Origin of the sequence: Mycobacterium gordonae (assembly GCF_002101675.1) — a bacterium.
Lineage (GTDB): Bacteria > Actinomycetota > Actinomycetes > Mycobacteriales > Mycobacteriaceae > Mycobacterium > Mycobacterium gordonae.
Map to the genome: position 1 here is coordinate 1 of NZ_LQOY01000071.1, position 22335 is coordinate 22335.

Genomic DNA, 22335 nt, shown 5'->3' on the forward strand with positions numbered 1-22335 from the left:
CGGCGGCCATGCCCTATGCGGGGTGGTTGGGTGAGGCGGCGGCGCGGGCGGCGGGGGCGGCCGCGCAGGCCAGTGCGGTGGTGGGTGCGTTCGAGGCGGCGCGGGCGTCGATGGTGCATCCGGTGGCGGTGGCGGCTAATCGGGATGTGTTGGTGCGGTTGGTGTTGTCGAATGTGCTGGGTCTCAACGCGCCGGCGATCGCTGCGGTCGAGGGCGTGTATGAGCAGATGTGGGCTGCTGATGTGGCGGCGATGGTGGGGTATCACGGTGGGGCTTCGGCGGCGGCGTCGGCGTTGTCGTCCTGGCAGGACTGGCCCGCTGCCGCGGTGCCCGCACCGCTCGAGGGCATCAACCTCGGTCTGGGGAATATCGGTTCCCTCAATGTGGGCAGCGGCAATATCGGTGACACCAACCTGGGCAGCGGCAATATTGGCAGCTCCAACCCTGGCAGCGGCAATACCGGAAACACGAACTTCGGCAGCGGCAATCGGGGCGACACCAACGTCGGTAGCGGCAACACCGGCAATCTCAACGTGGGCAGCGGCAATATCGGCAGCCAGAATTTTGGGAGCGGCAACATCGGCAGTGCCAATCTCGGATCGGGCAACCTCGGTAACTCCAACGTCGGCGCGGGCAACATCGGGGATACCAACGTCGGCTCCGGAAACAACGGGAGCCGCAATGTCGGCAGCGGAAACCTCGGGAGCAGCAACTTCGGCTTCGGCAACACCGGCAGCGGCAATTTCGGGTTCGGCAACACGGGCAACAACAACATCGGCTTCGGCCTGACCGGTGACAATCAATTCGGGTTCGGCGCACTCAATTCCGGCAGCGGCAACATCGGGTTGTTCAACTCCGGCACCGGAAACGTCGGCTTCTTCAACTCCGGCACCGGCAACCTGGGGTTCGGTAATTCGGGCACCGGCAACTTCGGTTTCGGCAATGCGGGCGACATCAACACCGGCTTCTGGAATGCCGGCAACACGAACACCGGTGCGGCGAACGCGGGCGCCGGCAACTTCGGATTCTTCGACTCCGGCAATTTTAATGCCGGCAGTTTCAACTCCGGCAATTCCAACACCAGTTTCGGAAACGCTGGAAGCGCCAACAGTGGATTTCTCAACGCGGGTGTTGTCAATTCCGGGTTCGCTAATGCGGGCGACGTGAACACCGGCTTCGGTAATGCGGGGGACACCAACACCGGCGCCCTCAACGGCGGCGACCTCAACACCGGAATCTTCAGCGCGGCGACCCAGGCGGGACCCAACTCGGGGTTCTTCAATGTCGGTACGGGCAACTCGGGTTTCGGCCACAACGACCCAGCGGGCAGTGGCAATTCTGGCTGGCAGAACTCGGGATTCGGCAACTCGGGCTACGTCAACACCAGCACCACGCTCGCCCTCGGCGGCAATTCGGGCATCCTGAACACCGGCTACGGCAACGCGGGGATTTACAACGCGGCTGTCCAGAACGCGGGATTCTTCATCGCCGGCGTGACCAGCTCCGGACTTTTTGTGTTCGGAACCGGAAGTTCGGGTCTGCTCATCTCAGGTAACAGCCTTTCCGGAATCTTCAAAGGCTTTTTCTGACGGCAGACCTTTTGGAACAGCATTCCAGCGCTTATCGCCCTGTCGAATTTGTGGACAAACGGCTGGACAGTCGTCTGGTATGCCCAGGTGAGGCCGCCCTTATCAAATTCTTCGAGGCAGTTTCGGCCAAACTACAGACTTTTACTGTGATCTGGCTTACGATCCGCCCATGGGCTGGTTCGCGTCGCGGGCGGCCCGTGACTAGTCGGAACAGTTGGCCGGGGTTGGGGTTGCGATGATTCTGGATTTTGCGTGGTTGCCACCGGAGATCAACTCGGCGCGGATCTTCGCCGGGGCCGGGCCGGGCTCGCTGCATGCGGCGGCGGCGGCGTGGGAGAGTTTGGCGGCCGATCTGGCCGCGTCGGCGTCGTCGTTCAGCTCCGTGATCACTGGTTTGACCGGTGGTCCGTGGGCGGGGCCGGCGTCGGCGGCGATGGCCGCTGCAGCGTTCCCGTACGTGGACTGGATGACGGCGGCTGCCGCTCAGGCGGATGCGTCCGGTTTGCTGGCTCGGACGGCGGCGACGGCGTTTGAGGCTGCGGTGACGGCGACGGTCCATCCGGCGGTCGTCCAGGCCAACCGGACTTCGTTGATGACGCTGATCTCGACGAACTTCCTCGGGCTGAACACTCCGGCGATTTTCGCCAATGAGTTCGACTACGTGGAGATGTGGGCACAGGATGTGGCCGCGATGCTCGGCTACCACGGCGGTGCGACGGCGGTGGCCGAAAGCCTGACCCCGTTCGCTATTCCGCCGTTTGATCTGGCCGGCTTGGCGGCCAACGTCGGCGCCCAGGTGACCGGTCTGGCGACGACGGCGTCGGCCGCGGTCAGCCCGATGATCGAGGGCGCCGTCGCGGCGGGCGCAGGGTTGGCGACGGGGGTGCAGTCACTCGCGGCGGGTCTGCCGCTTCAGTCGTTGGCATCGGTGGCTCAGCTGGGCGCCATGCCGGCGAGCATGCTGATCGGCCCCCTGATGCAGGCCGGACAATCAGCCACCAGCACGGCTGGACTGGCCGGCGCCACGGCTGCCGCGGATCTCGCGGATATCCCGAAGTTCGTCGGCGATGTGGCACCGGCCGCAAAGGGCCTGGGTGGTGCCGCGCTGGGCGCCGGTATGGCGGGCGACTTGGGCAAGGCGCACCTGGTGGGAGCGATGTCGGTACCGCCGACGTGGCAGGGCTCGGTGCCCAAGGGGATGGGCAGCTCGGCGATGGCCGGCTTGGGTGCGATGCCGAACCCGGCAGCGATGGCGCAGGCGACCGGCGGCGGAATGCCGATGATGCCGATGCCGATGGGTATGGGCGGTGGCGCAGGAGCGGGTATGCCCGGCGGCATGATGGGCCGCGGCGGCGCCAGTCCGCATGTGGTGCAAAACCGGCCGAGCGTGATCCCGCGGACCGGCGTCGGATAATCGGAAGATTAGTCGACGCCGAATTAAATTCATTCTTTTTGAGAGGCAATTTCCGCAACATCGTCAACGGCGTCGCGACGGAGTGATCCGCGACGCCCGCAGCGACGAGCAGCAACAGCAGGCTGCACGGCAGATCTTGAGCAGCTAGGAAGGATTCACCCGATGACGATCAATTACCAGTTCGGCGACGTCGACGCGCATGGCGCGCTGATCCGCGCCCAGGCCGCCAACCTCGAGGCCGAGCACCAGTCCATCGTTCGCGATGTGCTGGCTGCGGGCGATTTCTGGGGCGGCGCCGGTTCGGTGGCTTGCCAGGAGTTCATCGCCCAGTTGGGCCGGAACTTCCAGGTGATCTACGAGCAGGCCAACGCTCACGGCCAGAAGGTCCAGAGCGCCGGCAACAACATGGCCCAGACCGACAGCGCCGTCGGCTCGAGCTGGGCTTGATCAAGCGGTCGGGCGGACGTTATTGGTGTCCGGGGCTGGTCAGAAACCGAATATACTGAGCAAGTAACTAAGTTCGATTGCGCGTGCGAATACCGAATTGTGGCCAGTTTGGCGAAAGCCCAGACTGCTGCGGTGGATTGTTTTACGATCCGATAGGGGCAGGCTCGCAGGTCGGGTAGCAGTGATGGTTGTGGAGTGATGGAGCCGTTGACGCGGCTGGCTGATTTGGGGATGCGATGATTTTGGACTTTGCGTGGTTGCCGCCGGAGATCAACTCGGCGCGGATTTTCGCCGGCGCCGGGTCGGGTCCGCTGCATGTGGCGGCGGCTGCCTGGGAAAGTTTGGCGGCCGATCTGGCGGCGTCGGCGTCGTCGTTCAATGCGGTGGTCGTGGGTTTGACCGGTGGTCCGTGGGCGGGTCCGGCGTCGGCGGCGATGGCGGCCGCGGCGCTGCCGTATGTGGACTGGTTAGGTCAGGCGGGTGCGCAGGCGCAGCTGGCGGCCGGTCAGGCCCGGGCGGCGGCAACGGCTTTCGAGGGCGCGTTGACGGCGACGGTGCATCCGGCGGTGGTGGAAGCCAACCGGATATCGCTGATGACGTTGATCGCGACGAACTTCCTGGGGTTGAACACTCCGGCGATTTTCGCCAACGAGTTCGACTACGTGGAGATGTGGGCGCAGGATGTGGCCGCGATGCTCGGTTATCACGGTGGCGCGACGGCGGTGGCCGAAAGCCTGACCCCGTTCGCCATTCCGCCGGTGGATCTGGCCGGATTGGCCGCCAACGTCGGCGCCCAGTTCACCGGACTGGCCACCACGGCATCTGCCGCGGTGAGCCCGGCCGTCCAGGGCGTGGTCGCAGCGGCCCCCGGCATGGTGGCCGGTGTGCAGTCGGCAGCCGCAGCCCTGCCGATTCAGTCGCTGTCGTCGGTGGCCCAGCTGGGCGCCATGCCCGCCAGCATGCTGATCGGCCCGCTCATGCAGGCCGGCACGTCCGCCTCGAGCACTGCCGGGCTGGCTGGTGCGTCGACGGCCGCCGGCCTGGTCGACGCACCCAAGTTCGTCGGTGACGTCAACCCGATGAAGGGTCTGGGCGGCGGCGGCGCTGGTCTGGGTGCCGGGATGTCGGCAGGTCTGGGCAACGCTCGGCTGGTGGGTTCGATGTCGGTGCCGCCGACCTGGCAGGGCTCGGTCCCCAAGGGAATGGCCAGCTCCGCGATGTCGGGGTTGGGTGTCAACGCCGCCGAGATGGCACAGGCCGCGGGAGCCGCGGGCATGGGTGCCGGCGGCGGAATGCCGATGATGCCGATGCCGATGGGCGGTGGCGGCGCCGGAGCGGGTATGCCCGGCGGCATGATGGGCCGCGGCGGCGCCAGCCCGCACGTGGTGCAGAACCGTCCGAGCGTCATCCCGCGGACCGGCGTCGGATAAGCCAGGCGAACTTGGGCGCGGGCGACGTAGAGGAGTTACGTCGCCCGCGCTTTTTTCGTTGCGGTGCCGATGGCCTACCGGTCAGATGTGGTCGAGACCGCGTGTCATCAGGAAGACGCCCAGCACACCGATGACCAACGCGAAAACCTGCTGCCGGCGAGCTTTCGCCCACTTGTTGACCGCGCTCATCATGCGGTCGGTCTTCGCCGGCGCGGCCAGTCGGCTGACGAGGGGGAGTTCGACGAAGGCCAGCGCAATCAATGAGTACGCGCCGGCGGCGCTGATCTGAGTTCCCATCGCGACTCCCGAGGTCACAATGGCGGTCAGCGCACCCAGGTATCGAAAGTCCACCAACATCCCCACGCCCAGGGTGAACGACATTCGAATTGGCCTGGCCTGCAGTGCATCCTGGGCGCGGTGGGACAAACGGGACATGGTTGCGGCGGTCCGCAACTGCAGCGCGGACCCATGGCTGTCGGAAATGCCCAGGCGCGAGCGTTGCCGTGGCGCGACGCCGGCGCCGGCTATCAGCAGGGCGACCACGCCCATCCCGATCTGGATGTGGCCGGCGGTGGCGCTCGCGGTGGCCACCTGCATCCGGTGCATCGTTGCCAGGGCGGTGTCGCGCACCCCGAACAACACCACTGCCGCCAGGACGGCACTGACCGCCATACCGCCCAGCCAGAACGCCGCCAGCGGTCCGACAGCCTGCCGCCGCGACGACAGCGCAACACCGACTCCGATGCGCAGCGGGTCTGCAGTCGCCACACAAGCTAACACCAGCACCGTGAGCCACATGAAACGGACGCTACAAGGTGGTTACCGGCTGCGGAACCCAGCAGTGGGTGTGCAATTCTCTTTCGCCGGGGCCGCATCGGGGCAACCAATGTTTTCTGGCGCCGCAGTAAGAACCGCGAGGGCAAATTTGGTATCCACGGGCAGGCCAAAAGGGGCGCTGACCTGGCACAATGCGGCTGTCCTCGGTGTCGGGGCACGTGCGGGAATTGCCTTCTTGAGAGACCGGCCAGGAATGTGGAATTGCATAAATTCTTTCTCTGATTCCCTTTAACAATTGATTGACGTCACCGGGGCCGGCGCATTCCGATACCGATCTCGGACCCTTCGGGGAAGATGCCGCGATCACGACACTGCGGGCGGGTTTTTACGGCCCGCGCGGCCGATGGCGGCGGCCGGGGCGTGCGACGGACTGGCTGACGGCTGGGGTGGCTGTCGGCGGATGACTCCGGCACCGAAATCCGCTGGGAGCGTTCGCCTGTGCGTTTCCGCGGTCTCCTCAAAGTTGCCGACGCCCGCCCGCGATCAATTCTGCTGCCGGACTAAAAAGCAATCGTTTCGCGAAACGGCTGGCGCTGTGCGTTGAAAAACCCCAATTCGTCCGGTCGATAAGGATTCGCCAGACAAGCGATAGAGCGCAAATTGTTCGGTCTCAGCAAACAAATCAAGACGACACGCCGGTCCGCGTATCCGGGCCGAGAGCCCGCGCAACTATACCGTGATCTCGACCTGGCGCAAGAAGCCTCCAAGGAGGGCGTGTGCGGAGCGAACACCCAGTCGACGGAATGACCCGTCGGCAATTTCTGGCGAAAGCTGCCGCCGCCACCACCGCCGGCGCGTTTCTGGACCTGGCGGGGCCAATAATCGAAAAAGCCTATGGTGCGGGTCCGTGCAGCGGTCACCTGACCGACATCGAACACATCGTGTTGCTGATGCAGGAGAACCGGTCATACGACCACTATTTCGGCGCGATGTCCTCCACCGCGGGTTTCCAGGACCCCAACGCGCTGCCCGGCGTTTTCCAGCAGAAGGGATGGAACCCCGCGACCCAGGCGAACGACCCCGCCGGGATCACCATGCCATTCCGCTTCGACACCACCCGGGGGCCACTGGTCGCCGGCGAATGCGTCAACGACCCCGACCACGGTTGGATTTCGCAGCACCAGTCCTGGAACGGCGGCGCGATGGACGGGTGGCTCGCGGCGCAGGCTCAGGTGAGCTCGGTGCAGGGCAATGTGCCGGTGACGATGGGGCACTACACGCGTGCCGACATCCCGATCCACTACCTGTTGGCTGACACCTTCACCGTCTGCGACAACTACCACTGCTCGCTGCTGGGCGGAACCACCCCCAACCGCCTGTACTGGATGAGCGCCTGGATCGACCCCGCCGGTACCCAGGGCGGGCCGGTGATCCTGGAGCCGAATATTCAGCCGCTGCAGCACTACAGCTGGCCCACCATGCCGGACAATCTGGAAGCCGCCGGCGTGAGCTGGAAGGTGTATCAGAACAAGCTGCTCGGCCCGCTGAACAACACCGTCGTCGGCTACAACGGCCTGATCAACGACTTCAAGCAGGCGGCCGACCCGAGGTCGAATCTCGCGCGTTACGGCGTCGCCCCCACCTACCCCCTGGACTTCGCCTCCGACGTCAGAAACAACCGGTTACCCAAGGTCTCCTGGGTGTTGCCGGGCTTCCTGTTGTCCGAGCACCCAGCCTTCCCGGTCTCGATCGGGGCCGTCGGCATCGTCGATACGTTGCGGATTCTGCTGTCCAATCCGGCGGTGTGGGAGAGGACCGCGCTGATCGTCAACTATGACGAAAACGGTGGATTCTTCGATCACGTCGTCCCGCCGACTCCGCCACCGGGCACACCCGGGGAGTACCTCACCGTGCCGGACATCAACTCCGTGCCAGGGTCCGGCGGAATCCGTGGCCCCATCGGCCTGGGATTCCGAGTCCCCTGCATCGTCATATCGCCCTACAGCCGTGGTCCGTTGATGAACCACGACACCTTCGACCACACCTCGACGCTGAAGTTGATCAGTACCCGCTTCAACGTGCCCGTGCCGAACCTGTCCGCCTGGCGCAACGCCACGGTCGGCGATATGACCTCGACGTTCAACTTCGCCCAGCCACCCAATACGTCGAAGCCGAACCTGGATCATCCGCGGCTCAAGGCGCTGCCCAAACTTCCCCAGTGCGTGCCGAACGCGATATTGGGCACGACGACGAAAACGTCCATTCCCTACCGGGTGCCGTACCCGCAAATGATGCCAACCCAGGAAACTCAACCGGTGCGTGGGCTGCCCAGTGGTCCCTGCTGAATTCGAATAGCATTCTGAATCGGCCGGATCACCCTTACTAGTCTCGCCGCAATTCCGGATCGCTGATGCTGGTAAGCGGCCATCGTCAAACGATCGCCGGCAACTTTCACTCACCGCGCATGCGATGTGTCTCAAGGTGTTGGGGAAAAATCGCCCGACGGCCGGGCAATCGGCAGGAATTGTCCCGACGGGCGCGGCACCGATTCGCACGCCGGATCGCCGAAGCCCATCGATCACATAGCCCTTTCTGGGGCCCGGCATTGAGCTGCCGCCCCGGCGGTCACCCGAAAGGAACCTTGACGACGGATGACGACGATCGCGGGTTCGGCGCACCGGCTGCCGCTGGGCGCCGCCGTGTTCGGCTCAGGCGGATCCGAGGCAGGCAGCGGCCGCGCCGGGGCCGACGCCGGCCGGAAAGACGCAGGTACGGCGATACGGAGCTCTAACGGCACGGAAATCCTGATTTCGTCGAAATTTATTGGAGGATTGTCTTACGATGCTGGTGCTCGGGTACTTACCATGGAGCACGGAGAAGTTGAGATCGGCACTGAAAGGGGACAGGCGTGCTTTTGCCTCTTGGTCCGCCCTTGCCGCCGGATTCTGTGGCGGCGAAACGGGGCGAGTCGGGGATGCTGGGCGGACTATCGGTTCCGCTGAGCTGGGGCACGGCCGTTCCACCAGACGACTACGACCATTGGGCGAAGGAGTCTGAATCAGGTGTCGAGGACGTCGTCGTGGTGCCAGGTGCGGTCGATCCGGAACCGATCGAACCGGCCAACGACGAGTGGGATGAGTGGGCGGAGTGGAAACAGTGGGAAGCGGAGAACGCTGAACCTCGTTTCGAGATGCCACGCGGAAGCAGCGTGGTCCCGCATTCGCCGGCAGCCGGATGAGAGAAGGGGAAAGACTGTCGATGTCTACGGGTGATTAGCGGCTCCGGAAAGTCCGGACCGGTGATCACATCGATCAAACTGGTTGAGTTCCAAGCAACACATCCACGAACCCAAAGGAGATAGCCAAGATGGCAACACGCTTTATGACCGACCCGCACGCTATGCGGGACATGGCGGGCCGCTTCGAAGTGCACGCCCAGACCGTCGAGGACGAGGCCCGTCGCATGTGGGCGTCCTCGCAGAACATCGCCGGCGCCGGCTGGAGCGGTATGGCTCAGGCGACCTCGCTGGACACGATGGGCCAGATGAACCAGGCCTTCCGCAACATTGTGAACATGCTGCACGGAGTGCGTGACGGACTGATCCGCGACGCCAACAACTACGAGCAGCAAGAGCAGGCTTCGCAGCAGATCCTCAGCAGCTAGCCCGATGGCGGCGAAAGCCGCTGCAGCTTAAAAACTTTCACAAACTAAGGAGACCAGTTCAATGACCATTAACTACCAGTTCGGTGACGTCGACGCGCACGGCGCGCTGATCCGCGCCCAGGCCGCCAACCTGGAGGCCGAGCACCAGAGCATCGTTCGCGATGTGCTGGCTGCCGGTGACTTCTGGGGCGGCGCCGGTTCGGTGGCTTGCCAGGAGTTCATCGCCCAGTTGGGCCGCAACTTCCAGGTGATCTACGAGCAGGCCAACACCCACGGCCAGAAGGTCCAGAGCGCCGGCAACAACATGGCGCAGACCGACAGCGCCGTCGGGTCCAGCTGGGCCTGATAGAAGTTCTCGGTTCGCGGCGGCACATCGGGCCGTAACCCGATGTGCCCGTCGTGGGCCTCTTGAACTGAGCAAGACTGCGCACGCCTGCCTCGGTGGGCGTGCGCAGTTTTTTGTGTCGGACGGTGCGGGGCTCAGAACCGCCCGCCGCCGCCCATGAAGCCACCGCCGGAAGAGCTGCCAGACGAGCCGGACGTGCCAGACCCCCCGAAGGACGTGGGGCTCCAGCCGCCGAAGCCACCGCGCAGGCCCCCGCTGAGGATGTTCCCGATGATGATGCCGCCCAGGATGGCGCCGGTGTCGCCGTCGCCGCGGTGGGCGTAAGCGCGCTGCGCCGCCTGCACGTCGGCATTGGCCAGCGACTGGGCGTGTGCGGCCAGCGTCGAGGCTCCGTTGGCGTACGCGATGGCTTCGGTGAGATTGGCCGACTTGCGGGCGTGCGCGGCCTCGAGTTGGCGTTTGGCCTCGGCCAGCCTGGTCCGGGCTTCTGGGCCGATGCTGCCGCGGCGGGTGTCGATGTACTCCGACACCGCGCGTACCCGCGACTCGGCCGTGAACAGCGCCTGCTCGAACGACCGCTGCAGCCGTTCGGCGTTAGCCCGCTCCTGCGCCACCATGGCCAGCAGCTGGTTGAGCTCCGCGTCGGACTTCGACAGCCGGGCGAAGGCGCTCAACGGATCAGCGGTGCCGCGCTCGCCGCTTGAGCTGTCCAACGCCCGCGCGGCCGCGTCGCGCGCGGCGATGAGTTCGCCGGTGTGGGCCGATTGATTGCCCTGGGTCTTCTGCAACTGCTCGTTGGCGCGTTTGATGGCCGTTTGTATGTCGGCGAGCAACGACGGCAGGTTCGCTACCGCCTGCCGGATGTCACCGGCCGCACTGTCGACCGCGTCGAGTAATGACCGTGCTTGTCCCAGAGCGGATTCGGCCGCGCGCACCGCATCGACCAAGCGGCTCTGCTGGCCGCTGACTGCCTTCTCGGCCAGCTCCCGCCCCACCCCGATATTGCGGTCGGCGAACTCCAGCCGTTCCCTGGCGATGTTCACGTTGCTCGATACGGAAGCCAAAGCGGCCGAACCGAATTCGTTGTGCAGGTCGGCCAGATGCCGTTCCGCCGGGTCCAGGCGTGCGGTGAGCTCGACGTACTGCTGGGTCAACGCGTCGAGCTTGGAAGGGGCGTTGATCACCAGATCGCGCAGCTGCTCGAACGCCTCGGTCTGGGATTCCAGCTCGCGATCGGCACTGGCCGCCGAGACGATGACCCGGGTGAGCAGCTCGCGGCGCTGTGCCGGCGTTTCGGGCGTGCTGTCGTCCAATTGCTGGCGCACCGTAAATGCTTGGGCCAGAGCGGCTTTGGCGTTATCGACGGCTTGCGAGAAGGGGGCGGTCCGCTCAGCGCCGAACTCGTCGACGGCCAGCGCGAGTTCGTTGGAGCTGGTGCGCACCGCGTTGTCGACTTCTACCACTTTCGTCCGCGACAAGTCGTCGAGGATGTCCAGCGGAACCGCGGCCAGCGCGGTCGCATCCGTGGGATCCACCCGTCGCGCGGCGGCCACCGCGTTGGCGCGCCGCCGGCGGGCGCGGCGGCGCATCACCAGCACCAAGATCAGGACCGCAACGACGATGACGCCCAGCGCACCCAGCAGCACATAACGGCCGGTGGAGCTGGGAGTCGTGTTCAGTCCGTCGGCCGCGGCGACGGCCGCGGCGCTCCACTGGGTGTTCCGCAGCGCGGGCTCAATCTTGTTGTGCCGCAGATCATCCACCTGACTCGGGGTGACGCCCGGCATGTCGTTGGGCACCAGGAAGGAATACGCCCGGCCGCCGGTGGACACCGCCAGCAGTGCGTCGTACTTACCGAGTTCGCTGGCTCGGAAGGTGCGCTGGCCCCAGTTCTCGGCACTCTGTCCCGAGAAGTTGTCGACATAGACCACCCAGAGGCGGATGTGGCGGTCGGCGTAGAGCCGGTCGACCGCGACGGTGACCGCGGCGCGATCCGAATCGCCGAGCACACCCGCGTTGTCGGTGAGGTAGTCCGCCAACCGCAGCGGCGGCTGCGCGCCGGCGGGGGGCGCCAGCAGCAGCCCCCCGCTCAGCCCCACCGTCATCATCGTCAGGACCACGCCGATCAGGCGAGTTATGCGCATACCGCTTATTAAACGTGGACGGCCCCCCAATCAGCGACCGGCCTGTGCCTCCCGAGATGTCAGCTCGGTCCGCCACCGCCCGCACCCAGGGTGCGCTGCATGTCACCCTTCATGGCCACCAACTGCGCGTTCCAGTAACCCCAGCCGTGCTGGCCACTGCCGTCGATGTTGAAGGTGGCATTGCGGCCGCCGGCGGCGGTGTAGGCGTTCTTGAAGTCGACGTTGCTCTGCAGCACCACCTGCTCGATAATCTGGCCCGGCAAGCTGCTTCCGTTGGCTCCGCCCAACTCCGACGGTGTGCCGTTGCCGCTGTAGATCCACAGGCGAGTGTTGTTACCGGCCAGCCGTCCGGCCTGCACGGTGGGATCGTGGCGCTGCCAACCCGGCCCACCGGAGGGGCCCCACATGTCTTCGGGGTTGTAGCCGCCTTCGTCGTTCATCGCGAACTTGATCAGGGTGGGCCCGTTGCCGCTGGACGGAGTCAGATAGGCCGACAGCGAACTGGCGTAGGCGAACTGGCCCGGGTGGTAAGCCGCCAAGGTCAACGCCGACGACCCGGACATCGACACGCCGACCACGGCGTTGCGGGTCGAGCGGACGCCTTTGCCGGCCAGGAAGCTTGGTAGCTCACTGGTGAGGAACGTCTCCCACTTGTAGGTGGCGCCGTTGGCCGATCCGTACCAGTCGGCGTAGAAGCTGGAGCGCCCGCCAACCGGCATGACCACCGACATGCCCGACCCCTGGTACTCGTCGAACGCGTTGGTTTCGATGTCCCAGCCGTTGCGGTCGTCGCGGGCACGCAATCCGTCCAGCAGATAGACCGCCGGCGCGCCGCCCTGCTGGAACTCCACGGTGATGTTGTGGCCCATCGCCGCGGAGGGAACCTGCAGGAACTCCGGCGCCGCCGCTCGCGCGGTCGGTTCGCTGCCCGTGACACCGAGCAGACCGGGCAGTGCGGCGGCCGCCGCAGCTGCGGCCGTCAGTCGACGCGTCCAACGATTTCTGTGTTCCGGCATGGTGACTCCTGTGATCGGCTGGGTCGTGTATGTGGCGGGTTCGCTGGGGGCGCCTCTAGCTCGTGCCGCCCGGTCGTCGGCAACCCTGGATCCGACCCAGTGATGCGATTGGTACCCACAACGGGACGGTTCAACCACCTCAGGCGGGTTGACACGCCCGCCGCGTTGGCCCTGGCAGACTGTGGGTCGGTGAGCACCGATCAGCAGGACCCCTACGACGACTTCGACCGCGCGCGGCGGGTACTCGAAGCGCCGAAGACCGCGGGTCTGCCGGGTACGGAAGGCCAGCACCGTACCGACTTCGCGCGCGACCGGGCGCGGGTGCTGCACAGCGCCGCGTTGCGCCGGCTGGCGGACAAGACGCAGGTGGTCGGACCCCGTGAAGGCGACACGCCACGCACCCGGCTGACCCACTCGCTGGAGGTGGCCCAGATCGGGCGCGGCATGGCGATCCCGCTGGGGTGCGACTTGGACCTGGTCGAGTTGGCCGGACTGGCCCATGACATCGGCCACCCGCCCTACGGCCACAACGGCGAGCGGGCGCTCAACGAGGTCGCCGCCGCCTACGGCGGATTCGAGGGCAATGCGCAGAACTTCCGCATCCTCACCAGCCTCGAGCCGAAAGTGCTTGACCCGCAAGGACGCAGCGCGGGCCTGAACCTGACCCGCGCCGCCCTGGACGCGGTGACGAAGTATCCGTGGGAGCGGACGGAAGGAGTGCGCAAGTTCGGTTTCTACGACGACGACCGTGCCGCCGCGGCGTGGGTCCGCCAGGGCGCCCCCGCGGGGCGGACCTGTCTGGAAGCTCAGGTGATGGACTGGGCCGACGACGTCGCCTATTCGGTGCACGACGTCGAAGACGGCGTCGTCTCCGAACGGATCGACCTGCGAGTGCTGGCCGACGAGCACGAGGCGGCCGCCCTGGCCAAGCTAGGGGAAAGCGAGTTTCCCCTCATCAGGGCCGACGATCTGATCCAGGCCGCACAGCGGCTGTCGGGGCTGCCGGTGGTGGCCTCGGTCGGCAAGTACGACGCAACCTTGGCGGCCGCCGTCGCACTCAAGCGGTTGACCAGTGAGCTGGTCGGCCGGTTCGCCACCGCCGCGATCGCCACCACCCGCGCGGCATCCGGCCCGGGCCCATTGGTGCGCTATCAGGCTGACCTGCAGGTGCCGGACATGGTGCGCGCCGAGGTGGCGCTGCTCAAGATCCTGGCGCTGCAGTTCATCATGTCCGACCCGCGGCATCTGGAAACGCAAGCCCAGCAGCGCGAACGCATCCACCGGGTGGCGCAGTGGCTGCACGCCGGCGCGCCGCACACTCTCGATCCGGTGTTCGCCGCTGCCTTTACCACCGCTGCTGACGACGGGGCGCGTCTGCGGGTCATCGTGGATCAGATCGCGTCCTACACCGAGGGGCGGCTGGAACGTATCGACGCCGGCCAACTCGGCGCACCCACGGCCTAGACTGAGCCCGTGGCCGGCCGGATCCCTGATCGTGACATCGCCGCCATCCGCGAAATGGCGCGTATCGAGGACGTCGTGGGCGACTATGTTCAGCTGCGCGCGGCCGGCGCGAATTCGCTCAAGGGCCTGTGCCCATTCCACAACGAGAAGTCACCGTCGTTCCACGTGCGGCCCCTGAACCATCAGTTCCACTGTTTCGGGTGCGGGGAAGGCGGCGACGTGTATGCCTTCATCCAGAAGATCGAGCACGCCAGCTTCGTCGAGGCCGTCGAACTGCTCGCCGATCGGGTCGGCTACACCATCACCTACTCCGGTCCGGCCACCAGCGTGCAGCGCGACCGCGGCAGCCGCAGCCGGCTGATCGCGGCCAACGCGGCGGCCGCCGAGTTTTATGCCGAGGCGCTGCAGTCCGACGAGGCGGCGCCGGCGCGCAAGTATCTGACCGATCGCAGTTTCGACGCCGAGGCCGCCCGCCGGTTCGGCTGCGGATTCGCGCCCTCGGGCTGGGAGACCCTGACAAAACACTTGCAGCGCAAAGGTTTCGAGTTCAAAGAGCTGGAAGCGGCCGGGCTGTCCCGGCAGGGCCGCCGGGGACCGATGGACCGCTTTCACCGGCGGCTGCTGTGGCCCATCCGCACCGCCTCGGGTGAGGTGATCGGCTTCGGGGCCCGGCGGCTGTTTGACGACGACCCGATGGAAGCCAAGTACGTGAACACCCCGGAGACGTTGCTGTACAAGAAGTCCCAGGTGATGTTCGGAATCGACCTGGCCAAACGCGACATCGCCAAGGGCCACCAGGCGGTGGTGGTCGAGGGATACACCGACGTGATGGCGATGCATCTGGCCGGGGTCACCACCGCGGTGGCGTCGTGCGGCACCGCGTTCGGCGACGACCACCTGGCCATGTTGCGCCGACTGATGATGGACGACAGTTTCTTTCGCGGTGAGCTGATCTACGTTTTCGACGGAGACGAGGCCGGCAAGGCGGCCGCGCTCAAGGCCTTCGACGGTGAACAGAACCTGGCGGGCCAGTCGTTCGTGGCGGTGGCGCCAGACGGCATGGACCCGTGTGATCTGCGGCTGAAATCGGGCGACGGCGCATTGCGGGATCTGGTGGCCCGGCGAACCCCGTTGTTCGAGTTCGCGATTCGCACCGCGCTGGCCGAATTGGACCTGGACAGCGCCGAGGGCCGGGTGGCGGCGTTGCGCCGGTGCGTGCCGATGGTCAGTCAGATCAAAGATTCGACGTTGCGCGACGAGTATGCCCGTCAGCTGGCCGGCTGGGTGGGTTGGGACGACGTCGCTCAGGTCGTCGACCGAGTGCGCACCCAGGCCAAGAAATCACCGGCCGCCGGCCAGGCCGGCCCGGGCAGCAGGACGCCGCGCCGCGCGCAGCCCGCTCAGACGGCGCCTGGCGCCGTCACCTCGGCGTCCGCGGCGGCACGTCCGGACCCGCGCGACCCGACGCTGTGGCCGCAACGCGAGGCCCTCAAATCGGCGTTGCAGTTTCCGGCGCTGGCCGGTCCGGTGTTCGACACCCTGACCGTCGAAAGCTTCACCCACCCCGGTTATGCGGCGGTGCGGGCGGCGATCGAGGCCGCCGGCGGCACCTCGGTGGGCGTCAGCGGGGCGCAATGGCTGGACATGGTGCGCCACCAGACCAACTCCGCGCTCACGGCCGGCCTCGTCAGCGAGCTGGGGGTCGAAAGTATCAACGCCGAAGACGAGCAGCTGCCCCGGTACATCTCCGGGGTGCTGGCGCGGCTGCAGGAGGTGTGGATGGGCCGCCAGATCGCGGAGGTGAAGTCCAAGCTGCAGCGCATGTCACCGATCGAGCAGGGCGACGAGTACCACGCGCTGTTCGGCGACCTGGTGGCGATGGAGGCTTACCGGCGCAGCCTGCTGGAACAGGCCAGCGGCAACGATCTGACCGCCTGAGCTCCGATCAGCGGGCGGCGTTGACCCGCGGCGCGACGATCTCGACGTCATCAACCTGGTCGCCACGCGCCCTGTGCTCCATGACGGCCGTCTGGCTGTCGATCTCGGCCAATGTGACGAAGCCCGTGTCGGGAGAGATCCGGTTGGCGATCTTGCGACGGCCCCCTTCGATCATCGATCTCGCGACGGGGCTGCCGGTGAGCGCACGGTAGGTGCCGACGATCTGCTCATAGCGACGGCGCCCGGCCTTGGTGCCCAACACGTAGCCCACGCCCAGCACGGCGACATACCCGATCAAAGCGATCCCTCCGAGAAGAAGTGCGTTCGTTCCATCCTGCCTTATCCCGCCGGAAAGTGGCGCGCCCGATCCGGGCGGCCGGCCCGGAATTGGTTCAGCTGGTGCCGGTTGGCTGTGGGCGCAGCCAGTACGCTAGAGTCGTCCCGCGGTCAGCACCAGCGTTCGCTGGACTGATAGTCCCCTGTAGCTCAACTGGCAGAGCATTCGGCTGTTAACCGAAGGGTTGAAGGTTCGAGTCCTTCCGGGGGAGCTTGCTTTCGGCGAGTTCGATGTAGGCCGCCGCAGCGTCCTCCACAACCGGCTCGTCGGTGACCTGCCGAAGATGGACGACCTGCCCCAGTTGGCGCGGCGCGGAGTGCCTGGTCGCCGGCGGCCGCGGCGGCTGCTCCTCAAATCCAGTAAGCAGGAATGCGACAGTGATCGGCGTGTTCTGCTCGATGTCTTGGAGGTCTTCGAGGTCCAGTGCGACCTCACCGGCGAGGCGACGTTGGTATTTGCCGCGGTCCCATCCGACCATTTCGCCGAATTCTTTGTGGCTGATGCGCCGCTCGGCGAGGTAGCCGCGTAGGCGGCTAGCTGCGGTTTCGGCGAGGTTGGAAGGCTTCGCCGCCATGTAGAGAGCGTCCATGCCGTAATGGTGCGCGAAAACCCCGCTTTTTGCAACTTCAGCGTGCAAATGCCACGCCTGTAACTTAACACGACACGCTTAGCGTGCACATGTCGTTGACAGGCGCACGCTGAGCGCGTACAAACATGACCGTGATGCAATCGCACGTACCCGCCAATGTCAGAGCAGAACTGGCCAGGCGCAGGAAACGGCAAGAAGACCTCGCGGAACTCCTCGGACTCACCAGACAAGCCGTCTCACAGCGGCTCCTCGGACGTGTCGACTTCCGCATCGCCGAACTGCAGGCCATCGCCGACTACCTCGAAGTCCCCATCGCGACACTGGTCGCCGAACAGCAGGCCAGCGCATGAGCGCCGACCTGACACCCACCACGGCCACCCCGTTCGACGCCATCCGCCATACCACCCCAGAGGGTCGTGAATGGTGGTCGGCGCGCGACTTGATGCCGTTGCTGGGATACGGGGCCGATTGGCGGAACTTCCACGCCGCGATTGAGCGAGCCCGCGCTACCTGCTCCAACTCGGGCGTCGACCCAGTGGTTAATTTCGTTGGCGCCACCAAAATTACTGGCACTAAGCCTGCGAACGACGTACACCTCTCCCGGTACGCCTGCTACCTCGTGGCGATGAACGGCGACCCGCGTAAGCCTGAGGTCGCTGCCGCGCAGACTTACTTTGCGGTGCGCACCCGAGAGGCCGAGACCCGCCCCACCTTCGACCCGGCCAGCCTGACCCGCGCCGAGATCCTGACGATGGCCCTGAACGCCGAGAACGAGCGGCTGGCGTTGGAAGCCGAGAACAAGGTGTTGGCTCCGAAGGCTGAGGCGTACGACAGCTTCCTTGACGCGACCGGCAAGTACGCGGTCGGCGCGGTCGCCCAGATGCTCGGCACCTCACAGAACAAGCTGTTCCGGGAGCTGCGTAACCGGCACGTGTTCATCGCGTCGGGCTCGCGGCGCAACACCCCGTATCAGCAGTACGCGCACCACTTCGAAGTCATCCCGCACGAGTTTGAGCGCAGCAACGGCGAGATGGGCTGCTCCTACACGACCTATGTACAGCCCAGTGGTATCGACTTCATTCGCCGGAAGTTGGGGCTGCCGACGATAGACCCGCTGCCGATGAACGGCGGGACGAAATGACCTTCGTTCGAACCGACCAGGCCAGCGCATGACCACGGCCGCCTCTGTTTTCCGCCCTGTCACTGGGCTCAGGGTTTCCCGGGTCTCCTTGTTCCCCGCAGTGAACCGTCTAAACGTCCGGGTGTTGTTGATGCAGGTGTGGGATGTGGCTGCGTTGTTGTTGTCCGGCCCGACCCACCCCTTCGCGACTGAGGAGGTGGCGTCGTGATGGTTCTCATCTACCTCTACATCCTCGCTCTGGTTGTGGTTTCTGTCGCTATTCAAAGGTGGTCCTAGAGATGGTGTCGCTTCTGCGTGTGGTGTTGCTGCTGACGGCGGGGTTGGCGTCGATGAACGCGGTGATTTGCGGGTTCGCGAACATGGGCGGGGATTGCCAGGTGTACAGCATTGTGGCGGTGTGCGCGTTGGGTGGGTTCTTCCTCATCGACCACGTTGAGCAGGAGTCCCGGAAAAGGCTTGCAGCGCATAGGGATGAGGTTTGGGCGCGCAGGGAGGGCCAGCGATGAGCGTCTATCTCGCTGGCCCAATGACCGGGTTGCCTGAACACAACTTTCCGGCGTTCGCGGCTGCCGCAGCGGCACTACGGGCCAAAGGGATTGATGTTCTATCACCGCATGAACTGGGCTGTGACAACCCGGGCGAGGACTGGGCTTGGTACATGCGTGAGGACATGAAGCTCCTGCTTCAGTGCGACGAGATTGTGATGCTTCCCGGATGGCGGGATAGCCGTGGCGCGACCCTTGAGCACCACGTAGCCGTCGCCCTGGGGATGCGAGTCACCGAGTATGAGGCGGTGGCGGCATGAGTCTGCGGTTGGTTCATCCTCTCGACAATCCCTGCCAGTGTGGTCACGCAATGTGGCTGCACACCACTCACTGCATAGCCCGGGTGGCGGCGCATCGTTGGTGGCGTCGTGATGGTTCTCATCTACCTCTACATCCTCGCTCTGGTTGTGGTTTCTGTCGCTATTCAAAGGTGGTCCTAGAGATGGTGTCGCTTCTGCGTGTGGTGTTGCTGCTGACGGCGGGGTTGGCGTCGATGAACGCGGTGATTTGCGGGTTCGCGAACATGGGCGGGGATTGCCAGGTGTACAGCATTGTGGCGGTGTGCGCGTTGGGTGGGTTCTTCCTCATCGACCACGTTGAGCAGGAGTCCCGGAAAAGGCTTGCAGCGCATAGGGATGAGGTTTGGCGCAGACGGGAGGCGGGGCTGTGAGTCTTCCCCCCAGCATCAGCGGTGTTAGTGCCTGTGTGGGCACAGTGCGGATGGAGTGTGACCGCCTGGACCACTCCTTCACCCCGGACGAAGCCCGGACGGTTGCTGCGGAGTTGCTTGCGGCGTCGGTGATTGCTGACGAGAAGGCGTCTCGGTGGGCGCTGAACGGCGGTGCGCGGTGACTCTGCGTCTGGTTCATCCGTTGGATTACCCGTGCTCGTGTGGTCACGCAATGTGGTTGCACACCGACCACTGCCTAGCCCGGGTCCAGAGCGCTCGCATCGGCGCAACCCGCAGGGATGCCGGTGGGAGTTGCCGGTGTGGGAAGTCGTTGCAGGAGTTGACGAAATGCGGCCCCGGAGGTGGACCGGCTTGCTGCTGTGCAGGGGATGAACGCCTACCTGAACACCCTTGTGACACGTCAAGCGCAAACCATCGAGGAAATGGCGTCGATGCAGCAGGGGAGAGTGCCGTTCCTCACCACAGCACAAGACTTAACCAGCGGGGGTGGACTGTGAGCACCCTGGACGAGTTGGAGCAGCGCGTCGGGGAGAAGTTCGCAGTCGAAGCGGCGAAGCGCGTTGACCCTCAATGGATGTTGGACATCGGCCAGTGGACGATTGGCGGCCATCCTGACGCGCTGGTCCCGAATCCGGGTGATATTCCGCAGTTCCCGCGCGAGCAGTGGGTCACCTACCCCAACAAGCGGACGATGTGCCTGCTCATCCTGGACAGACTGCTGGACTTCGACAACCTCGACGACGAGCAGTGGATGCAGGCCGCCGCTTTGATGACTTTCGGCGGGCGGGAGCGTATCGCATGAGCCTGTATAGCGCTGTTCGTGGTTTGTGGTGGGTGGTGTCTGAAGTGGTGGACGCCGCGAAGCAACTGGTGGCGTTCACTCCGGGACAGGATGAGGAGTCGCCCAAGAACGAGCGTTGCGCCCGTGAAGCGGGTTCTTCATTCCCCGTCAAGCATGGGCCAGGATCGCCACACCTACGGCGGGAGTCCATCGCTGCGGGCGCAACGCTTACCCCCGACGAAGCGGCCGAGCGGCTGGCTGAGTATGAGGCTGGGGTGGAATGCCTGGAAGCACCAGCGTTCACGCGCTGCAAATGCGTTGAGGGCGAACCTGCTTGCGCGGCCTGCAATCCAGTGGCATGGACGCCCGGTGATTGGTGCCACTGCGGACAAGAGCTGTCGGAGCACGACGACGTGTTGTGTGGGCCAACCTACGATGACTGTGGTCTCGGGTCCATGCCCTTAACCTACAGCGCCGCACCCACAATCGCGTGCCCGCATTGCCAGCGCTCAGTGCAGGTCGACATCAGGTTCTACCACACCTATTCCACCGCTTCCGCTGTCCCGGGTGTGTCGCCTGTTGAGGCAGCGGACAGCGGCCCTGGGGTCACCCCCCCCGACCCGACCCCGGGGCCGCACCCAACTTCCCCCGCTGAAGCGCATAAGCAGGCGCTGACACGGGCGCTGAACAAAGACCGCGGGGAGCGGCGACTATGAGCACCGAATGGCGCGACGTGCCGGGCTTTGAGGGGCGATATCAAGTAAGCAATGACGGCCAGGTGATGTCTTATGCGAGGCCTCAGCCGAGGCTTATGAAATTGCCGCTTGACCATAAGGGTTATGAACGTGTGCTGTTGTCACTCAATGGGAAAAAGTCACTGGGTTCAGTGCATCGCCTCATGGCCTTAGCCTTTTTGCCAGATTCGTGGTTCCCCGGTGCGGTCGTTTGTCACAACGATGGCGACAAGCGGAACAACACCTTAGAGAATCTGCGCTGGGCGACCGTGCGTGAAAACAACTTAGACCTGATCCGGCATGGCAGGCACAACTGGCAAGAGAACTTCGGTAAGACGCACTGCATTCGCGGGCATGAATTAGCTGGCTCCAATCTCAGGATCTCTGCAGAGGGGAAGCGTAAATGCCGAGCCTGCCACGCAATTCACAGAAGAAATGGGATCAGGAAGCGGCTCCGAAAGCTGGCGGCTCAATAAAAATGCGGCTCCGGCTGCGGGAACAGCCGGAGCCCCTACACCACCAACAGAAAGGCAGGTTCTGCAGATGAGTCCATCTAACGATACCGTCCCGGCGTTCGCCCACGCATCGGTACCTCTCAAGATTCCTCCGAATGTGAGGAGAGTCATCGGGGAACCAGGCCGCTACGTCGTGGATTTCCTCTCCCTAGCCCTCGGCGTGAACGCGGCACAGTGGGACGAGATTGACGCCGCTGTGCGGGCGGGGATGGCTTCTGGCGCACCGCGGGTCGTCGCATGAGCCGCACCACTTTGGCGCACGCGACCGCCGCCCACGTCCAGTTCGCCCTCGGAGACCTCATCGGGATACGCCGCTACTCCTCCTGGCATTCCGAACGCCCCGGCCACGAACCCACCGTGGAGGTCCGGTTCAAGAACCTGCGGCTGGACATGTCTGAGCACACGCTGCGGGAGTTGGTTCGTAGGGGGCAGGAGGTGTTGGCTTCGCCGCGCCCGAATTTCGCTGTGTCGGCTGACGTGTCGGGTTCTGCAGCGAACATCGAAGGAGAGACAGCATGAGCAGGACGATTGGCGGCTGGACACGTGTCCTAGCTGACCGCCACGACCAGAAGCGGTTCGCCGCCGACATGACCGCGCTTCGGGTGTTGGGGTCGGCGTTCACCGGTAGGCCGGCGTGGCAGCACGACACCATTTTCACGCAGCTGCGTAACGACATGTCCCCAGAAGCCCGCAGGGCCGTATTTGGGGGATGGCCCACCACCCCCGCCCACTTCCGGGTTATGTGGAACGCAGCCGGCGGTGCCGCATGACTCG

Annotated in this window: 25 protein-coding genes and 1 tRNA gene; 22 read left to right on the forward strand and 4 right to left on the reverse strand. The window is 65.2% G+C overall.

Annotated elements, in window-relative coordinates; all coding sequences use genetic code 11:
- The 4 genes from AWC08_RS11190 to AWC08_RS11205 form a co-directional block, all read left to right on the forward strand.
- A partial coding sequence (locus tag AWC08_RS11190; protein WP_218621743.1) for a PPE family protein occupies positions 1–1589 on the forward strand: 1589 nt, incomplete at its 5' end.
- Between the two features lie 235 nt (positions 1590–1824).
- Entirely contained in the window at positions 1825–3003 is a 1179-nt protein-coding gene (locus AWC08_RS11195; RefSeq protein WP_069434379.1) for a PPE family protein, read from the forward strand.
- 162 nt (positions 3004–3165) lie between these two features.
- Positions 3166–3450 carry a WXG100 family type VII secretion target gene (locus AWC08_RS11200; RefSeq protein ID WP_065049602.1) on the forward strand — a complete coding sequence of 95 codons (285 nt, stop codon included), beginning with the start codon at positions 3166–3168 and terminating at the stop codon, positions 3448–3450.
- A gap of 236 nt (positions 3451–3686) precedes the next feature.
- On the forward strand, positions 3687–4880 hold the full coding sequence (locus tag AWC08_RS11205; protein ID WP_065137522.1) for a PPE family protein: 1194 nt from the start codon (positions 3687–3689) through the stop codon (positions 4878–4880).
- Positions 4881–4961: 81 nt separating this feature from the next.
- On the opposite strand, the gene AWC08_RS11210 is transcribed toward AWC08_RS11205, so the two are convergent.
- On the reverse strand, positions 4962–5678 hold the full coding sequence (locus AWC08_RS11210) for a GAP family protein (protein ID WP_174900767.1): 717 nt from the start codon (positions 5676–5678) through the stop codon (positions 4962–4964).
- Between the two features lie 782 nt (positions 5679–6460).
- Between AWC08_RS11210 and AWC08_RS11215 the strand changes: the two genes are divergently transcribed.
- The 4 genes from AWC08_RS11215 (at position 6461) to AWC08_RS11230 (ending at position 9666) form a co-directional block, all read left to right on the forward strand.
- Entirely contained in the window at positions 6461–8002 is a 1542-nt protein-coding gene (locus AWC08_RS11215; RefSeq protein WP_065137523.1) for a phospholipase C, read from the forward strand.
- A gap of 563 nt (positions 8003–8565) precedes the next feature.
- Positions 8566–8895 (forward strand): hypothetical protein, encoded by a 330-nt coding sequence (locus tag AWC08_RS11220; RefSeq protein WP_082977931.1) that lies wholly within the window; start codon positions 8566–8568, stop codon positions 8893–8895.
- A 128-nt stretch (positions 8896–9023) separates the two neighbouring features.
- A complete protein-coding gene (locus AWC08_RS11225) occupies positions 9024–9320 on the forward strand; it encodes a WXG100 family type VII secretion target (protein ID WP_065036524.1) in 297 nt (98 codons plus the stop codon).
- A gap of 61 nt (positions 9321–9381) precedes the next feature.
- Complete coding sequence (locus tag AWC08_RS11230) at positions 9382–9666, forward strand: WXG100 family type VII secretion target (protein ID WP_065137524.1); 285 nt, start codon at positions 9382–9384, stop codon at positions 9664–9666.
- A 134-nt stretch (positions 9667–9800) separates the two neighbouring features.
- Here the strand turns inward: AWC08_RS11230 and AWC08_RS11235 are convergent, their stop codons facing one another.
- Together AWC08_RS11235 and AWC08_RS11240 are read right to left on the reverse strand one after the other, a co-directional pair.
- Positions 9801–11810 carry a TPM domain-containing protein gene (locus AWC08_RS11235; RefSeq protein WP_065137525.1) on the reverse strand — a complete coding sequence of 670 codons (2010 nt, stop codon included), beginning with the start codon at positions 11808–11810 and terminating at the stop codon, positions 9801–9803.
- A 59-nt stretch (positions 11811–11869) separates the two neighbouring features.
- A complete protein-coding gene (locus AWC08_RS11240) occupies positions 11870–12826 on the reverse strand; it encodes an esterase family protein (RefSeq protein ID WP_065137526.1) in 957 nt (318 codons plus the stop codon).
- 189 nt (positions 12827–13015) lie between these two features.
- Here AWC08_RS11240 and AWC08_RS11245 point away from each other — a divergent pair, with 189 nt between their 5' ends.
- Together AWC08_RS11245 and dnaG are read left to right on the forward strand one after the other, a co-directional pair.
- Positions 13016–14290 (forward strand): deoxyguanosinetriphosphate triphosphohydrolase, encoded by a 1275-nt coding sequence (locus AWC08_RS11245; protein ID WP_065137552.1) that lies wholly within the window; start codon positions 13016–13018, stop codon positions 14288–14290.
- A 9-nt stretch (positions 14291–14299) separates the two neighbouring features.
- Entirely contained in the window at positions 14300–16228 is a 1929-nt protein-coding gene (dnaG, locus tag AWC08_RS11250; protein WP_065137527.1) for a DNA primase, read from the forward strand.
- Positions 16229–16235: 7 nt separating this feature from the next.
- Here dnaG and AWC08_RS11255 read toward each other — a convergent pair whose 3' ends face one another.
- Positions 16236–16526: a hypothetical protein gene (locus tag AWC08_RS11255; protein WP_065137528.1), complete on the reverse strand. Its 291-nt coding sequence runs from the start codon at positions 16524–16526 to the stop codon at positions 16236–16238.
- Between the two features lie 177 nt (positions 16527–16703).
- Between AWC08_RS11255 and AWC08_RS11260 the strand changes: the two genes are divergently transcribed.
- From AWC08_RS11260 to AWC08_RS11315, 12 genes are all read left to right on the forward strand, one after another.
- Positions 16704–16776 (forward strand) — tRNA-Asn (locus AWC08_RS11260).
- A gap of 72 nt (positions 16777–16848) precedes the next feature.
- Entirely contained in the window at positions 16849–17094 is a 246-nt protein-coding gene (locus tag AWC08_RS11265; RefSeq protein WP_069435334.1) for a hypothetical protein, read from the forward strand.
- 194 nt (positions 17095–17288) lie between these two features.
- Positions 17289–17504: a helix-turn-helix transcriptional regulator gene (locus tag AWC08_RS11270; RefSeq protein ID WP_159459982.1), complete on the forward strand. Its 216-nt coding sequence runs from the start codon at positions 17289–17291 to the stop codon at positions 17502–17504.
- A complete protein-coding gene (locus AWC08_RS11275; RefSeq protein WP_069435332.1) occupies positions 17501–18295 on the forward strand; it encodes a phage antirepressor KilAC domain-containing protein in 795 nt (264 codons plus the stop codon). The genes AWC08_RS11270 and AWC08_RS11275 overlap by 4 nt, the downstream gene beginning before the upstream one ends.
- 278 nt (positions 18296–18573) lie before the next feature.
- Positions 18574–18801: a hypothetical protein gene (locus AWC08_RS11285; protein WP_142283522.1), complete on the forward strand. Its 228-nt coding sequence runs from the start codon at positions 18574–18576 to the stop codon at positions 18799–18801.
- Positions 18798–19100, forward strand: a complete 303-nt coding sequence (locus AWC08_RS11290; RefSeq protein WP_085087762.1) for a DUF4406 domain-containing protein — start codon at positions 18798–18800, stop codon at positions 19098–19100. Before AWC08_RS11285 ends, AWC08_RS11290 begins: the two co-directional genes overlap by 4 nt.
- 182 nt (positions 19101–19282) lie before the next feature.
- Entirely contained in the window at positions 19283–19510 is a 228-nt protein-coding gene (locus tag AWC08_RS11295) for a hypothetical protein (protein WP_142283523.1), read from the forward strand.
- A complete protein-coding gene (locus tag AWC08_RS35165; RefSeq protein WP_142283524.1) occupies positions 19507–19692 on the forward strand; it encodes a hypothetical protein in 186 nt (61 codons plus the stop codon). The genes AWC08_RS11295 and AWC08_RS35165 overlap by 4 nt, the downstream gene beginning before the upstream one ends.
- A 332-nt stretch (positions 19693–20024) precedes the next feature.
- The gene (locus AWC08_RS11300) at positions 20025–20333 is read left to right on the forward strand and encodes a hypothetical protein (protein WP_069435329.1); all 309 of its coding nucleotides are present in this window, start codon (positions 20025–20027) and stop codon (positions 20331–20333) included.
- 691 nt (positions 20334–21024) lie between these two features.
- Positions 21025–21522, forward strand: a complete 498-nt coding sequence (locus AWC08_RS11305; RefSeq protein WP_083271415.1) for an NUMOD4 motif-containing HNH endonuclease — start codon at positions 21025–21027, stop codon at positions 21520–21522.
- 276 nt (positions 21523–21798) lie between these two features.
- On the forward strand, positions 21799–22080 hold the full coding sequence (locus AWC08_RS11310) for a hypothetical protein (protein ID WP_069435328.1): 282 nt from the start codon (positions 21799–21801) through the stop codon (positions 22078–22080).
- Entirely contained in the window at positions 22077–22331 is a 255-nt protein-coding gene (locus tag AWC08_RS11315; RefSeq protein ID WP_069435327.1) for a hypothetical protein, read from the forward strand. Before AWC08_RS11310 ends, AWC08_RS11315 begins: the two co-directional genes overlap by 4 nt.
- Positions 22332–22335: the final 4 nt, after the last annotated feature.